General features: G+C 64.9%; 12 protein-coding genes. 9 read left to right on the top strand and 3 right to left on the bottom strand.

The genetic code is table 11. From position 1 onward, the window contains the following. Window positions 1–115 precede the first annotated feature (115 nt). Window positions 116–421, top strand: coding sequence for an amino acid--tRNA ligase-related protein (locus tag ACIG0D_RS32965; RefSeq protein ID WP_399808447.1), 306 nt, complete (start codon window positions 116–118; stop codon window positions 419–421). A 198-nt stretch (window positions 422–619) separates the two neighbouring features. Then, window positions 620–1,168, top strand: coding sequence for a nucleotidyltransferase domain-containing protein (locus tag ACIG0D_RS32960; protein WP_399808444.1), 549 nt, complete (start codon window positions 620–622; stop codon window positions 1,166–1,168). A 95-nt stretch (window positions 1,169–1,263) separates the two neighbouring features. Here the strand turns inward: ACIG0D_RS32960 and ACIG0D_RS32955 are convergent, their stop codons facing one another. Further along, window positions 1,264–2,409, bottom strand: coding sequence for a DNA cytosine methyltransferase (locus ACIG0D_RS32955; protein WP_399808427.1), 1,146 nt, complete (start codon window positions 2,407–2,409; stop codon window positions 1,264–1,266). 644 nt (window positions 2,410–3,053) lie between these two features. Here ACIG0D_RS32955 and ACIG0D_RS32950 point away from each other — a divergent pair. From ACIG0D_RS32950 to ACIG0D_RS32940, 3 genes are read left to right on the top strand one after another with little or no spacing between them, the layout of a single operon-like run. Then, window positions 3,054–4,886 (top strand): hypothetical protein, encoded by a 1,833-nt coding sequence (locus ACIG0D_RS32950; RefSeq protein ID WP_261951367.1) that lies wholly within the window; start codon window positions 3,054–3,056, stop codon window positions 4,884–4,886. Beyond that, on the top strand, window positions 4,886–6,337 hold the full coding sequence (locus ACIG0D_RS32945; protein WP_399808424.1) for a hypothetical protein: 1,452 nt from the start codon (window positions 4,886–4,888) through the stop codon (window positions 6,335–6,337). The genes ACIG0D_RS32950 and ACIG0D_RS32945 overlap by 1 nt, the downstream gene beginning before the upstream one ends. Beyond that, the gene (locus ACIG0D_RS32940; protein ID WP_399808421.1) at window positions 6,334–11,373 is read left to right on the top strand and encodes an FtsK/SpoIIIE domain-containing protein; all 5,040 of its coding nucleotides are present in this window, start codon (window positions 6,334–6,336) and stop codon (window positions 11,371–11,373) included. Before ACIG0D_RS32945 ends, ACIG0D_RS32940 begins: the two co-directional genes overlap by 4 nt. Window positions 11,374–11,497: 124 nt before the next feature. Here ACIG0D_RS32940 and ACIG0D_RS32935 read toward each other — a convergent pair whose 3' ends face one another. Beyond that, window positions 11,498–12,001, bottom strand: coding sequence for a very short patch repair endonuclease (locus tag ACIG0D_RS32935; protein ID WP_399808418.1), 504 nt, complete (start codon window positions 11,999–12,001; stop codon window positions 11,498–11,500). Window positions 12,002–12,706: 705 nt separating this feature from the next. Here ACIG0D_RS32935 and ACIG0D_RS32930 point away from each other — a divergent pair. Further along, window positions 12,707–13,372, top strand: a complete 666-nt coding sequence (locus ACIG0D_RS32930; protein ID WP_399808416.1) for a histone deacetylase — start codon at window positions 12,707–12,709, stop codon at window positions 13,370–13,372. Between the two features lie 33 nt (window positions 13,373–13,405). Here ACIG0D_RS32930 and ACIG0D_RS32925 read toward each other — a convergent pair whose 3' ends face one another. After that, window positions 13,406–14,329, bottom strand: a complete 924-nt coding sequence (locus ACIG0D_RS32925) for an RNA polymerase sigma-70 factor (protein WP_399808413.1) — start codon at window positions 14,327–14,329, stop codon at window positions 13,406–13,408. Between the two features lie 200 nt (window positions 14,330–14,529). On the opposite strand from ACIG0D_RS32925, the gene ACIG0D_RS32920 reads away from it, so the two are divergent. From ACIG0D_RS32920 to ACIG0D_RS32910, 3 genes are all read left to right on the top strand, one after another. Continuing rightward, window positions 14,530–14,916: a DoxX family protein gene (locus ACIG0D_RS32920; protein WP_399808410.1), complete on the top strand. Its 387-nt coding sequence runs from the start codon at window positions 14,530–14,532 to the stop codon at window positions 14,914–14,916. 7 nt (window positions 14,917–14,923) lie between these two features. Further along, window positions 14,924–15,235 carry a DUF6223 family protein gene (locus ACIG0D_RS32915; RefSeq protein ID WP_399808407.1) on the top strand — a complete coding sequence of 104 codons (312 nt, stop codon included), beginning with the start codon at window positions 14,924–14,926 and terminating at the stop codon, window positions 15,233–15,235. Between the two features lie 106 nt (window positions 15,236–15,341). Beyond that, window positions 15,342–15,563 (top strand): hypothetical protein, encoded by a 222-nt coding sequence (locus ACIG0D_RS32910; protein WP_399808404.1) that lies wholly within the window; start codon window positions 15,342–15,344, stop codon window positions 15,561–15,563. Window positions 15,564–15,833 lie beyond the last annotated feature (270 nt).

Raw genomic sequence — 15,833 nt, 5'->3', positions numbered from 1 at the left:
GGCTTCACTGGTACAACTACCACCGACCCCACACCGGCATCGGCGGCCACCCACCAGCCAGCCGCGTCACCAACCTGTCCGGACAGCACACCTAGACCCGGAGGGCGAGCGACGCATCAGCGCCCATATCCAGCAGGCCACCGGCCACGAGTTCGTGTTCATCACCCATTATCCCGTGAGCAGCCGACCCTTCTACCACATGCGGCCGGCCGAGGACCCGAGCGTGACCCTGAGCTTCGACCTGCTCTGGAAGGGCCTGGAGATCACCACCGGCGCCCAGCGCGAGCACCGCTACGACGTGTTGCTGAAGCAGGCCGCCGAGATGCGCATGAGCCCGGAGCCGATGCAGGACTACCTGAACGCGTTCCGGTACGGGTGCCCGCACACGGCGGGCTGGGCATGGGCCTCGGACGCGTACTGATGGTGATGCTCGGCCTGGAGTCGATCCGCGAGGCCACCTTCCTCTTCCGCGGACCAAACCGGCTCACCCCATAGCCGACAGCTGCATTCTGACCACCTGCGATGTTCCGCCCAGTGCCTCGTCTGCTGAAAGCATGGACGGGTGAGTGTTCATGAACTGGGGCGCTGGGTGCCGACGCGCCCGGAGGACCTGGCCGCGATGTTCGCCGAAGCCGACTTCCCGTGGTGGATCGCCGGCGGGTACGCGATCGAACTCGCCGTCGGTCGCGAGCTACGCCCGCACGGCGATCTCGACGTCCTGGTCCTCCGCCGCGACCAGGCGCTCGCGCGGGAGATGCTGAGCGACTGGGACATGCACGTTGCGGACCCGCCTGGCGCGGGGCACCTGCGTCCCTGGCGTCCTGGAGAGACACTTGAGGTGCCCCTCCACGACATCTGGTGCAGACGCACACCCGAGGCGCCCTGGTCGGTGCAACTTATGCTGGACGAGGCCGAGGGCGCCCAGTGGGTCTCGCGGCGCAACCCAGGGGTCCGACTTCCGCTCGCGCGATTGGGGCGGAGGAGTCCGACCGGAATCCCTTACCTTGCGCCCGAGGTGCAGCTCTTCTACAAGACGAAGGCCACACGGGACAAGGACGAGACTGACTTCGAAGCGGTATTGCCGCTACTGGACGAGTCACAACGCGTCTGGCTAGCGGATTCGATCGCGATGACCGTCCCAGCCCATCCCTGGAGGAAACGTCTCTAGTCCGCAGACCGAAACCGAGAGGCCAGCCGTACTGCGCCGATGCCCCGACTACCTGAGCCGGGCTCGGCCTCGGAGGGAATCAGCCCATTGCAGGCTCAGCAGGCGAGGTCTACAGCAGGGGCAGCGAAGTCGTCCTCAAGCTGCTGGGAAGCGTCGTCCTTCACCTGCAGAACGTCGGCGTCGAAGAGCCTGGAGGTCAGCGCCTCGGTCAGGGGTGGGGGTACGGCGTTGCCGATGATGATCTGAACCTCGGTGTGGGTCAACTCGTAGCGCGGCTTGACCCTCTCGTCGACGAACTTGAAATAGTCCGGGAAGCCCTGGATACGCGCGGCCTCGTGGGCGGTCAGACATCGGGGAACACCAGGGTGGACAAAACGCCCGCGTCCCATCGTCGCGAAGCCACTGGTAATGGTCTGAGACGGACGGTCCCACCACAAACGGCCGTACATTGCGGTGTAATTATGTTTGCCCTGGTGACACTTGGGGCGCTCTTCGTTCGGCAGATTGTGCACGTCATTATCGAAGAGATACTTCATACGCCGCTGATTGTCTGCGTTGGGTACGGCAGCTTCATCGAAGAATGACTTAGGCCGAACGTCGAGCAGGTCGCCGATCGCCCAACGCAGGTCATGGGGTGCGGCATTGTGGTCTTCGATCTTTAGCAGGTCAGCAGCAGAAAAGCCAAAAGGCAGCGCGTCTTCACGGACGGCCAGCAGTATGTGGCGCTTGCGTGTCTGAGCGACCCCGAGCTTGAGTAGGTCGATACGACTGGTCGCAACATCGTAGCCAAGCTTCTTGAGGTGAACGATGGCCCGGGAGACGACCTGCTGCTTGTCATTGACAACGGCCAGCACATTCTCGATGACGACTACACTGGGGCGCAGAACCTCTGCCGCACGAGCCATGCGCAGGTACAGCCGATTCTTGGGATCATCGCGGCGGGTGTGGTTGTTGAGGTTACTGTGCCCCTGACACGGCGGCCCGCCGATCAGGAGCTCCACCTCACCCACCATCGAGAGAGTTTCGGTCTCCTGAGCGGTCAACGGTGCGCCAAGGTCACCGTCAAAGTAGGATTCGACGGCTCGCTGTCGGACGTTGGCCTTGGGGAAGTTTGCTTTGAATACCTTTGTGGGAGCTGCCTCAAAGTCAACCGCGAGACGAACATCGAGCGAGACGTCATGCTTGCGGGCTGCCTGGGCAATACCGAGGGTGAGGCCACCGCAGCCGGCGAAGAGATCCACGACTCGCAGAGAGCCGACACCCTCCTCAAACTTCGGCCGCCGCTTGGCCCGCAAGGGGTGCCGCTCACCCACGTGTGCCCCCTCTGCGCTTGCTTGTAGAACCGGCGGAACGAGCGGTCATCGTACTCGATCAAGGGTGAGCGCGCGCGGCAAACCGACACCTAAGGGTTGTCCCGCAACGGAGACCGCTTGCCGATGTCTGGTTTGACCTGCTTGACCGGGATCCCGTTGAGGTCGCGTGCTGGGGCGGAACCGGACAAGTCGATCCGGACGTGATGACCTACCAGCCTCTGCTCAGAGTTACGGGACAACGCTTAAGTGCCGCCTGAACTGCCGATCACGACGGTTCTACGCCTCACCTACCAGCATCACGAGCACCTAGGCCAGCCCATCAACCGCCATCAGCTGCGGCGCTGCTGCTACCACGGCGTCAAGGGCCCGCCTTCCTCAACGCGACTCGCAGTCACCATCGAGCACCGCAGCACCAAGCGCGGCCATCACGGATCCCCAAGGTCCCCGACAGAGTCACGCGCTGGCGAGCTAGACGTACGTAGGCACCGTGACAGCCCATTTGATCTACCGTCAGACGCGCTGGCGGCTAAAATTTTGCAGCGCTTACGGCCCGGTCGACAAAGGACAGCAGCATGCCGCTAGAGGTCAACAAACACGTCCAACGGATACGTCGCTACCAGCCGTTCGACGCCGACACCTCTGAGATGATCTACGAGCTGCAGGCAGACTGGACGCAGTCGCTGTTCCCTGTCGTGACGCTGAAATACCTGCTGGACGCCATTGAACGGCCAACCACGAAGACCATCGTCCTCACCGGGGACGCCGGGCATGGCAAGACGAGCCTGTGTGCCAGCCTTCTGGCCGAGCTACGGGTTGATGCCGAGCCGATCACACCAGAGGTCCGGAAGGCTGTTTTCCTCGAGCTGTCCGGGGCCGGAGACGCCAGCCGCTCTATAGGCCAGACCCGTAGCGGACGCCCGCTGTACATCCTCAGCGATCTCAGCGAGCTCAGCCCACAGGCGGGCGCTCGCAAACTCGTGGAACTTCTTGACCCCCCGGACGAGGGCATCGCGATCATCTGCGCAAACGAGGGCCAACTACGCAAGTGCGTCGCTGAAGATGACAACCTGGGCAAAGGCGGCACCGGGCGCGCCAAGATTCTGGTGAAGACCCTCACGGAAGGCATAGTCCGGGGGCAGGTCACCGACCCCGATGGCACAGTCACTGTTATCAACCTCAACTACCAGTCCGTAGCGGCTGACAGTGACAACGGCGGACTCATCCCTTGGGTCCTGAAGCAGTGGACGACGAACCAATGGTCGCGGTGGAAGCCCTGCGAGACCTGTGATGCACGGAACGTCTGCCCGATCCTGGCCAACCGCAACGAACTGAACGATCTTACCCGCGGGCCTCAGCGTCGGGCCGCGATCCGGGACGTGTTCGCCGCGGCCGAGCGCACCGGGGCCGTAATCACGACACGCCAGGCGCTGTCGGTGACCAGCTACATGCTCACCGGCGGCCTGTCCTGCGAGAACGTCCATGCCAAGTACCAGCGGTCGCACTCGAATAGGTTGTGGCAGGCTCCCCACTTGTACCACCAGGCCATCTTCGGCGACCGGCTGACCCAGCAACAACGTCATCTGGTTCCTGCCTTCTTCGCGCTACGAAAGCTGGACCCGGGCAAGGTCTCTCGTCGCCAGGTCGACGACCGACTGGACCCGGACACGGCTGGCGACTTCCCTCCCGCGGACGCCAGCAGCTATCTGCAGAAGGTCCGTACGAATCGGGACGTCCAGAAGCAGGCCGAGCAGTTGCGGGGCTTGTACACGTTCCTGCGACGAGCTGACTTCTTCAACAGCGACGACGACACGGACCGGTTCGCCCGCATGGGCCTGCAGGCCGGCGACGACTTCGTCCGTGTCCAGGACAAGAACCGGGACCCGGCAGACACCAGGGTGCGAGACCGCTTCCTCAAGGGCTTGGAGGCCGTCCAGGGCATCCACCGGGCGGGGAGCAACCCTGACTTCTTCATACTTGACCCCGCCTTCTTCACCCACCGTGCCCGCGCTGCCGTAATCTCCCGGCGAGTGCCCAGCAAGGGCGTCGAGGTCGTCGACCAGGTCACCCAGTGGCAAAGGGAAGCCGGCACGGGCGCAACCCCCGAGATGCAGAAAGCCGTCGAGTGGCTCAACCGAGCCATCTACATTCGCATCCCGGCCGTCGCACCTGACCAGGACGCAGTCTCGGTGGAGGCGGACCTCCTGCGCTTCGAGTTGCTGACGCGGTGGGCCGCGGGCCTGCGTAGCGAGGTCCAGCACGAGGCAGAGATCCGCGGCCTGAGTGGATCCCTGGCAGAGCTGGCTGACTCGTCGAACAAAGAGGACGAGATCCAGGTGCTGGTGGGCAACATCATGAGGAAGCTCATGATCGACGTCGGCGACAAGATCAGGTCGGTGCGTGCGTGATGGCTGATCGTTCCAAGGCCGAGGTCGTCCTTCGCCTCTTCGGGGTGAATCTCGAACAGCAGGGCCGCGGCTTCTACGTCCCGCTTGAGATGCTCGCGATCGCCCGCGGCGTCTACCTGGCGCATCAGGAGGACCCGGAGAAGTTCCCGGGGCTCCTGGACAACGGAGCCGCCACGGCTTACAAGAGGACCTCGCACGACCTGGCCCGGCGGATCGCGACCAAGGCCCGCATCGTCGAGGGCGACGAGGAACTCAGCAAGGCTGTCGAGCTGGACTCTCCCGAGACGATGGAAACGCTCCACGCCCTGTTCTCGTCCCTGTTGGTTGAGATCCCTGGACGTCGTAGCCAGCCCAGTTGGTTCGGCGCGCACATCTATCCGTTCGTGGGTGAGCTCATCCACTACGACGCAGTCGAACGACGAATCAAGCAGATCGACGCATCCCCCAAGAGGAGCGCCAAGAAGCGCAAGCAGGCCAGCAAGGTCGCTGCCGGCATCAACGCTCCGAGTATCGAGCGCTACCTCTTCCGCGATGGTGGGAGCTGGGCCTACAAAGTCCTACGCACCGACCCTGATCCGGACCGCAAGGAAGCGACCCGACAAGGCCTGCGCGACCTCGTGCAGGACAGCGGCACCCCGCTGGGCAACCTTGCCAAGGCGCTCAGCGCGCACGACTTCGACTACGACGAAGCGCCCGTGGAGGGCTCAGACGCAGAAATCAAGCTGCATGAGGATCTCAGCCCGTGGCCTGATCTGCTGAGGGAAGGGACCCGCAACATCGTCACTCGGATCGCGACGGTCCCCAGGGCCAAGCGCACCGAGAGCCTCATGCACTGGGTCCCCTACTGCTTGGCACGCCACCAGCTGCACCTCGCACGCACGAAGCTCGGTGCTACCAATCGCGAGTCGATCCTGTTGGACTTCGGCAACGAGGCAACCCCGCTGCGCAGAGAGTCGCAGAAGAACCTCACCGGCTTCCGCAACGACATCGTCAACGCGATCAACGTCCAGGCTCGGGAAATGATCGACGAACTCGAAGCCGAAGGCGACGAGGCCAGGAAGCGCCGCTACGAAAGATTCACGAAGGAGGCTGGCAACGCGGTCGGCTCGCCTCGAGCGTTCTTCAGCGAGACCCTCGCTGCTGCGGGAGCCCTGAACGCGACGGTTGGGCGCCGGCACTTCACCATGAAACCGCCGATGCTTGAGGGCTTGGTATCTGCCACCGTCCCGCAGGGCACGGAGATGGAGTTCGACCAGTTCTGCGCGCTGCTGTACGAGAAGTACGGGCTCGTCGTGGAGAACAAGGTCGCAGCTGCGAGCCCGTTGGCCTATGAGGTCGACTCATCGGTCCTTGACCACAACGGCAAGGCGTTCCGGGAGAAGCTGGCCGCTATCGGTCTGCTCACTCAATATTCAGATGCAACCAGCATGGTTCGAGGGGAGCCCCGGTGACCGACAGCAGCATCCGAGCGCTCGGTCGGTTCGTCGCCGATGAAGCACTCCGCAAGGTCACTGAGATCAGCGGAGCCCGTGCCGTCCTGCGAGTCAGCGGGTTCGATCGGCCGACCGTGGCCGAGGCCCTCCGTCGCACGGCCCAGAGGCTGTTGGAGTCGCCGGACCGTCAGGTTGTCGTCAAGGTCGGAACTTCAGAGCCCATTGAAGGCGTACCTGCTGACTACCTCTTGGATCCGCAGGACCAGCTGACCAAGTGGCGAAATTCGGGACAGGGTAAGGCGGTGTTGCTCTTCGAGTGGGGGCAGTCTCCGGACGCACAGGGGCTGGCGGCCATGAATGCCCTGGACGATGCCACGATCCTGGGCGACTACCACGACGCCTCTGGCGAGCGCGGGTTCGACAGGTTCATGGCAGAAGCCTGGCGGGAGGCGGGTGGCAGCGGCACCGTTCCGGCCCTGATGGTCGACTTTCTGCCGCAAATCTGGCGTGCCGTCACCGATGAGGAGCCCCGGTCCTTGCACCGCTGGGCGGCCTTCCTGGTCGAGACCGCGCAGAAGGTCGCAGCAACTCAGGTCCACACCCCTGACGTGGTCTACCCCGAGATCTCTGCAGCCTTGCCCGCTCTTGACCTCTTCCCGGACCGAGGACTCTTCATCAAGCCCGCCGCGCTGCCGGCCCGGATCAAGAAGAACGTCTCGGTCAGTGCCTTCAAGCAGCCCACCGGCAAGGAGATCACCGAGGACGACCTGCTAGACCGCATCACCGCGACCGAGTTCAGCGAGGAGTCCCTGGACCACATCGGCACGGACTCCGAGACTGCCAAGACGCGTATGCGCAGCCTCGTACTGAACCTCAATCGCAGTGGCTCTACCCCGCAGGATTCTCGTCAGCTGCGCCGCGAGCAGGATCTGACCCTCTGGCTCGAGGTCTTCGAGCAGAAGTCCAAGAAGATCGGTCTAGGCCAGCAGGTCCGGCAGGAGATCGAGAGGGCCGACGCAGATCGGGTCGACGAGTTCGACGCCATGATGATCGAAGATGCGCTTGATCGCGGAGACCAGGAAGCCGCACAGCGATTCCTTGACGAGGCTCCCGTTGGTGGGGCCGAGCCGTTGGCCGACCTGCTGTCCAAGCGGTCGCGCCGCAAAGTCGAGAAACTTGCCTTCCCGGACTCTCAGTTCGTCCAGGATCCACTGCGTGCCCTGCTGCGCGAGCTGACCTACTTCTCTGACGAAGAGGAAGGCTCCGTCGTCGTCGGACTTGAAGGCAACCAGGAAGCAGGGCGGTGGAGCCGCTGGCTGTTCGCTTTCCTGTACGCACGCACCCTGCGTGATATCCAGGACTCCACCGGCCTTCGCCTGACTTTGGAGGTCAAGGACTGCCTGCTGGACCTGACCAAGCCGCCCCTGCCGGAGGAGGACGAGCCGTTTGACCCGAACACCGAATGGGCCCCGCTGCGCATCCTGGTCGAGATGGACGGCGCCGCCCAGCGACGCTTTCGCTGGGACCCCCTGGGCATCCCGGGGCAGATCGCACTGGCGGGCCTGATCCACGGCTGGCGAACCCCCCCTGGCTATGCCAGCGATCTGACCTTCGACACCTTCCTCGAGAAGTTCAATGACCCCCGGCAGTGGCAGGTCGACGAGCCTGTGCCTGTTCCCGCATCACATTTCGCCGGTCAGCTGGAGCGCCTCAAGCTGGAGCACTTCGAGCGGTTCTCCGACGGGCTTGACGCCGGGAAGATCAACGATTACGTACGCGAGTGGGAAGGCGTACTCCGCGAAGCTCGCACCACTCTGGTTCCCGACAACGCTCCGAACCCAGACCTTGAGGCCGTCGTCCTGACCGATGTCGTCGGTCTGGCCGATCACCGCATGATGATGCTGGCCACCCACCCGCTGAAGCTGCGCTGGCTGGCAAAGAACTACGCGGAGGCAGCCAGCAGCATCGAGACCGCCCTGAACAGGGAGGGAGGTCTGAGTCTCAACCAAGAGAACGAGGATCTCTTCTTCGACGCCATCGACCGTATCTCCCCACATGGGACACCGGCGGTCCTCGTCGGGCCCGGCGGCACGATCGCCATCCCGATGCGCGAATCAGCCGGGCACGAGGAGTACGCCCCGGTCCGCCTCAGCGGCAACGAGTCCAAGGAATGGCTCTCCAGCGTCGACGAGACGGCGATCGACGAGATGGTCCGCGTCATCACCGACTACCTGACGACCTACCCCCACAAGCTTGACGGCCTACGCGTGCTGCTCCTGGACCGCAACGGCGACCCTGTCCTGCCGATGCGCGTGGCCAAGCAGATGCGGGCCAAGAACCCTCGTCTGAAAGTTGATCTGGTTGTGCTGGCTCCTCAGGCCACCCATCACGAGATCATTCAGGGTTTCGACCTGCACTTCTCCGGTGCGGAGATGTCCGAGGACAGCTTCCTGCCCGACGTCCAACTCATCCTGCAGGCATGGGAGCCCGACCAGGAAGCAGACCTGTCAGGGCTAGAAGACTCCATCGACCTCGCCCTGGCTCCGGCACTGTTCGGTACCCAGACCAGCATCAAGGAGAGCACCAAGAAGGAGTCCTTGTCGGGCTCCTTCAACCCCTGGAAGCACCCAGCTTCACACAACCTGGCTCAGACCAGCGAGAACGTCGTGAGAGCGCTGTTGCCCGAGACCGCCGACGAGACTCTTGAGTCCTGGTCAACTTTGTGCGTGCGCTACGACCGCCGTTCCCCGGTCTCCCGGGAGAGTGTCGACGGCATCGACTACTTCGAGATGCAGGTGCAGTTCGACCAGCACCAAAACTTGTTCGCCACTTTGCATCGCGTGGCCCATTGGGTCGTCACCCTCGACAGCTTCATCGGCCGTGAGCAGATCGATGCCCTGCGCAACCGTCCTGACGTCATCCTCGTCAAGCCCAGTGTCGGCAAGAACGAGTCCTACACTCTCATCGTCAGCTCGCAGACTGGTCGGCAGTTCGTCGTCCAGCGACTGCGGCGCCGCCTGGATCAGATCGGCGTCGTCACCCCGCAGGACTCCGAAGGCACCGCTAAGCGAATCTACGAGGTGGGCCGCAACGTGGCCCCTGGCGCCGTGCTGCGCTCCCTCGGCATCGGCACCACGGTCAACGAAGTCGTGGGCCTGGTCGCGACGCGATTTGTCATCGATCAGCAGTTTCCCGTCTCTCGACAGGGTACGAGCCTGGTCACCTGGATCAGCTTCGACGAGCACCACCGCTGGTTCGGTCGCGGACAGAAAACCCGTGCCGATCTGGGCAGGTTCGTGCTGACCATCCAGGACGATGGCACAGTTCGCCTGGATGTCCTGGTCGCTGAGTCCAAGTTTCGCCAGACCTTCGACGTCGGTTCGGCTGAGGAACAACTCAACCGCACCACCGACCTGTGTGAGGATGCCTTCCGTTCGGACGGCGAGGCTCGCCACGACCGCCCCTTCTGGCTGGACGAGCTTGCCGCCGCAATCGCCCAGACCAGTGGAAACGCCCTGCAGGCCGCAGACCTTCCAGCTCGCACCCTGATCGGTAATGACGACCACCGTCAGGTCGAGGCGAAGGTCCTTGACGCCCTACGCTCCGAGGATGTCCAGCTCGGTCAAGTCACCGGTGTTGCCGTGGCCATCTCAGCCGAGGACGACCAGCCGGCACCCGCGGTCGGAAGCCTCGGCAAGCACACCCTGGTGAGGCTGAACAAGCAGGAATTGCTGAACCTCATCGGCGCTCTGCGCGCCAATCAGGACCCCACCAGTGCCGACCCCCTTGTTGTCTCCGGACACCTCAGTGGGACCGTTCAGGTCCCCGACGACGTCGTCAAGACCTCCTCAGTGGGTATGCCCGTCGAACTGCCTACCCCGGAAGAACCGACGACACCTGTCGAGGTTGCCCGGGTCGCCTCCCCAACATCCCTGCGGGGACCGGTAGTTGGGCGTCACCCTGCCGCAGAGGTAGATCCTGTCCCTTTGAAGGTTCACCGCGGTGGGCTCTCCGACGAGGAGCTGAGGCTTCGATACAACAAGGTCGTTGACGTTTTCGCCCGCCACAAGGTCGCGGTCACCGCTCCGGAAGTCGGCAAGTGGCAGGAAGGACCCGGCTTCTACATCTTCCGGTTCATCCCCAGTCCTGGGGTCACCGTGGATAAGCTGACCAACCGACGCGACGAGATATTCCTGGCCCTGGCACTGCCCTCCGGGTTCAGCATTCGCACCCGTAGCGACCGCGGCTCCGTGCTCTTCGAGATCCCCAAGATCGACGACGAGAAGTACGGGGTCGACGCCAAGGCGCTGTGGCAGCGATGCCCGGCCGATCCTGAGAGCCTTATCGCCCCACTGGGCACCGACATCGAAGGCAACCCCGTCACCATTGACCTGTCCTCCGCAGACTCCCCGCACTTGCTGGTGGCCGGCACTACTGGATCAGGAAAGTCCGTCGCCCTGGACACGATCCTCAAGGGCCTGGTCCGGTACGACAAGAGCACCCTGCGACTCCGCCTCGTCGATCCCAAGGGCACCGAGCTTGTCGACTTCGAGGACGACCCTCACCTTGACGGCATGATCGGTATGGACGCCGCCGACGCCATCGAGATCCTTGAGGAAACCGTCGACGAGATGGCGGTGCGCTACAAGGACATGAAGGCGATCCGCACACGCAAGCTCGTCGAGTACAACGCCAAGGTCGACAAAGCGGACCGAAAGCCCTGGATCGTCATCGTCCTGGACGAGTACGCCGACCTCACCAGCGATCCCGAAGAGAAGAAGCAAATCGAAGCGTTGCTCAAGCGCCTGACGCAGAAGGCCCGCGCTGCGGGCATCCACGTCATCGCAGCCACGCAGCGACCGAGTGCGGACGTTATCTCGACGACTATCCGCTCAAACTTCCCTGCCCAACTCGCCCTGCGAGTCAAGACGGCGACCGACAGCCGCATCATTCTGGACGAGACTGGAGCCGAAGCTCTGGCCGGACAGGGCGACGCCTTTCTGCACACGGCCAAGGGCACCATACGACTCCAGGTGGCCTACGACGGGAGCTGACCAGGCCCCGCCTTGTTTGATCAACTCCATCTCGTAGGGGGCCAAGAAGGCCACCAGCGGCACGAGCTCTTCTCGCTGAACCCGGCGAAGATCAGATGGCCGCTACCGCCAGCGACGCGACGGGTCAGGAGGTATTCCTCGGATGCTTCGAGGCTTGGACCTCCTGCCGCCGGGCGGCCACTGCCTCAATGACAGTCGCGGCACACGCCTCTGGTTCAAGGTGTTCCCAGAAGCGGAGCACCAGCCAGCCTGCCTCCGCGAGCCGGTTGTCTGTGTCCCGGTCGCGCTGGATGTTCCGGCCAATCTTTTCTTCCCAGTACGGCCGGTTCGTCTTCGGCATCACGAAGTGCTCCGGGCAGCCGTGCCAGAAGCAGCCGTCGATGAAGACTGCGACTTTCACCGGGCGGAAGACCATGTCGGCCGTGCGGCGCATCTTCGGGAGCGGCTTTGCAGCCACCCGGTAGCGCAGTCCAGCGGCGTGGACAAGCGAGCGGAGGAGTAGCTCGGGCGCGGTATCGCGATTCCGGTTGCCAAGCATGCTCCGCCGGCTCGCGGCCGACGACGCCCACGACCCCTCCGGTGGTGTCCACTGATCGGCCGGCGCTTCTGGTAGTCCTTGCCCGCTCATATCTCCAGCAGCTTAGGGACAGCTTCCTCCGGGTCGTCCCGCCTGGCGAGGACCCATTCCTATCCGTCCAGCTCTATTCTCGGCACTTCCCCATGGTGGGGAGCAGTGCCTTGAAGGCGTCTGCCTCTCGCTGCAGCACAATGCGCCCGTCGCCGTCGCTGAACGCCAGGATCCGGCCGCCTGCATCCAGGCCGGCCTCCGCGAGGAGCCCCAGCGGCAGGGACACACGGCCGTCGTCATCGATCTGCAGTTCTGCTGGTTCGCGTATCACAATCGCAGTCTGCCAGTCTCCAGGTAGGACTGGGCTGCCCTGACCGGTCCGGCGATCAGCCGCCCAGGAGCATCACCCTGTGTCAGACGTAGATCCGTAAGCCTGCTCGCCTCGTCGGCCTCCGCGTACACGGCGCGAAACGCGGACTCAGCGGCCGTTGGCTGAGGTCCCGCTGGGAGCCATCTGGGAGCCAACCCGCTCCCCGAGTCCCTTCGAGACCACCCGAGACCACGACAGCCCAACGCGCTGACCAGGGGAAACACCATCCACGCTGGCAAGATCAGCAACCGAACCTCATTCGGGACGAAGAGGTCGTGGGTTCAAATCCCGCCACCCCGACGCTGGTCAAAGGCCAGGTACTGAATTCAGTACCTGGCCTTTGTCGTACTCGGGGGCCAAAGGCTCTTGATCAAGCCTCGTAGGAACGAGCAAGCGTGAAGGCTCTGCGCAGTATCGACTCGACCCTGCCGGTCGACCGGCACCCGGAGCGGGTCTGGTACGCCTCCTACGGGTCCAACATGCATGTGGATCGGCTCGCCGCCTATATCCGGGGTGGTCGCCCGCCTGGGGCGGTGAGGGAGTATCCGGGGTGCCGTAACCCTGCGATGCCGGTCCGGTCAATTCCGGTGGAGCTGACCGGTGCGATGTACTTCGCGACCGAGTCGCCCGTGTGGGGTGGGGGCAGGGCCTTCTACGACCCGGAGGTGGACGGGCGGGTGCTGGCGCGGGCGCACTTGGTCACCACCGATCAGTTCGCCGATATCGCGGCTCAGGAGATGTATCGGGCGCCGGACGTGGATCTCGATCTGGAGGGCGTCCTCACGAGCGGACGTGCCGTGTTGGGTGAAGGCCGTTACGAGACGCTGGTCTGCGCGGGCCAGGTGGAGGGCATGCCGGTGCTGACCTTCACGGCGCCGTGGCGGATGAGTGACGTCGAGTGGACCCGGCCGTCCGCTGCCTACGTGCGGTTCCTCGCTGCGGGCCTGTTGTCCGCCGGTGCCTGGGACCTGGAAGCCGTCGCGTCGTACGTCGCGGCCTGCCCGGGGGCGGCCGGCCATTGGTCGGTGCAGAGTGTCGTCGATCTCTTGAGGGATTCCTGAGGGCTGGGGGCACGTCGGATCAGTCGGCGTGGGCTATTGCGTCGTTCTGCGGGTTCGCTTCACTTCGCGGTCGATGGACCAGGCGTCGGCGACCGGGCCCAGGTGGCTGAGTTTGTCGGGGTTGATGACTGAGCGGATGGTCTGGATCCGGCCGTCGAGGATGTCGAGGGTCAGGGTGTGGAGGACCTTGCCGTCGCGGTCGCGGAAGACCGCGCCCGGCTGGCCGTTGATGTCGTGGGGGTCGAAGGTGATGCCGATCCTGGTCATGAGCGGGTAGACGGTGGCGAGGAGCCGGGCCACCTGCTCGGCGCCGACCAGGGCCCTGGCCAGCTGCGGGGCCTTGCCGCCACCGTCGCCGACGAGCTGGACGTCGGCGGACAGCAGGCGCCGCAGTCCGTCGACGTCGCCCTGTGACAGTGCTTCGAAGAACCGCTCCGCCAGTTCTTGCCGCTCCTGCCGGTCGGCCTCGAACCGGGGGCGGCCGGCCTCCATGTGTCGCCGGGCCCGTACGAGCAGCTGCCGGCAGGCGGCCTCCGAGCGTCCCACCGCGGAAGCGATCTCGTCGAAGCCGAAGGCGAAGACCTCGCGCAGCACGAACACCGACCGTTCCAGTGGGCTGAGTCGCTCCAGGAGAAGGAGCGCCGCCATCGAGACCGAGTCGGCCAGCTCCGCGGCCCGGGCCGGGTCCTGGTACGGGTCGTCGAGGAGGGGCTCGGGCAGCCATGGGCCTACGTACCGCTCCCGGCGTACGCGGGCGGAGCGGAGTACGTCGATCGCGATCCGGGTCACGGTGGCCGACAGGAACGCCTTGGCCGACACCGGCTGGGTCGTCGAGGTGTCGTAGCGCAGCCAGGTCTCCTGCACCGCGTCCTCGGCCTCGCCGACGCTGCCCAGGATCCGGTAGGCGATCGAGAACAGCAGCGGCCTGAGCTGCTCGAACTCCTGGATCTTGGTCATGGGTGGTTCCCCCTCGCGTGTTCCCGCCCCGCACCGGGGGCGCCGACTCGGCCTTGTGATCGTCGGTGACTTCCCGCACCCGGGACGAGGCAGCCCTCGTGCCTGTGACATGGCGGGAGGAGGTGACTGACGTCTCGGTGTCACAGGGCTTGTCGCTGTCTCGTCTCGGGTGCGAGAAGTCCTCGATCAGGGAGTTGACGATGAACGTCGCGCTGTGGATCGTCGCCGGTCTGCTGGCCGCTGTCTGCCTGGCCGGCAGCGCCAAGATGTTTCTGCCGCGGGAGAGGATGGCCGCCATGGGCGGCGCTGCCACGCAGTGGGTTCTGGACTTCAGCCCCGGCGCCCTGAGAGCGATCGGCGCTCTGGAGCTTCTTGCCGCCTTCGGTCTGATCCTGCCAGGGGTGCTCGGTATCGCGACGGTTCTGGTGCCGCTGGCCGCCACCGGGCTCGTTCTGCTCTTCGCCGGCGCGGCCACCATGCGGCTTCGCCGGGGCGAGAGGGTGACGATCACGGGCGATCTGATCTATTTCGCCCTGGCGGTCTTCGTGGCCTGGGGGCGCTTCGGCCCGGAGTCGTTTTCCGGCTGATCGGCCGGTGATCTGCGTCACAGCGTGTCGCAATCAGCGTGTTGCAATCAGCGTGTCGCAATCGTCGAGGCGGCGGTGTCTGGAGGGCGGTCCAGGAGCTCACACCTGTGTGTCGGAGAGGAAGGGCACCTCGCGCTCTCGTGCGGGGGTGATCGCCCTGGTCGTCGGCGGGGCGGTCGCGGTCGCCGCGGACGGTGGCCTCGGTACCGGTAACGGGCTCGGCGGTGCTTGCTTCGCCATGTTCCTCGGTGTGCTCGCCCTCACCCTCGGTCGGCCGGCCCACTCGCGTTCCCGTTCCCGTTTCCGGGGAATCCGCTGACGGCCTTTTCAAGAAGCAGCAGGTCAGTGGCGTGGCGTGGGTGCCTGGGGCCGGGGCTGTGCCGGTGGCCACAGCGGGCCGGGCGGGAATGGGCGCATACTGAGCCATGACAAAGCCTGCGGCGCCCAAGCGTCACTTGCCCACCAGCCCCTTCAAGGCCCCGGTCGCACCGACCCCCAAGCACTTCGCCACCGGCGATCAGGTCACGCATGACGTGTATGGCCTCGGCCGGGTGGTCGGCATCGAGGACGGGATCGCGGCGCTCGTGGATTTCGGCTCGGCGCAAATGCGGATCCTGAGCCCGTACGCGAAGATGACCAAGCTGTAGGACCGCCGTGCCAGGTCTCGGCACGCCGGGTTCCCTCGGGGACCCGTAACGAAAGGCAGACCTCTCATCGACTCGACGTCGCTGTTCTCCGCGCCGGAAGTGCGGCCCCGCCGTTCCGGCGCGGTGTCACCCCGTCCGGCCACCAACCCGTTCCAGGCTCCGGACTTCCCGGAGGACGAGATCTTCTCGGCCGAGTCCGAGGAGGGGGGCAACCCCATGCCCCAACCCGCCGCGCGTGCGGGGCGGACCCGCGCTTCTTCCTGACCGGTC

Source organism: Streptomyces sp. NPDC052773 (assembly GCF_044547145.1).
GTDB lineage: Bacteria > Actinomycetota > Actinomycetes > Streptomycetales > Streptomycetaceae > Streptomyces.
This window is presented reverse-complemented; position numbering and strand designations above follow the sequence as displayed.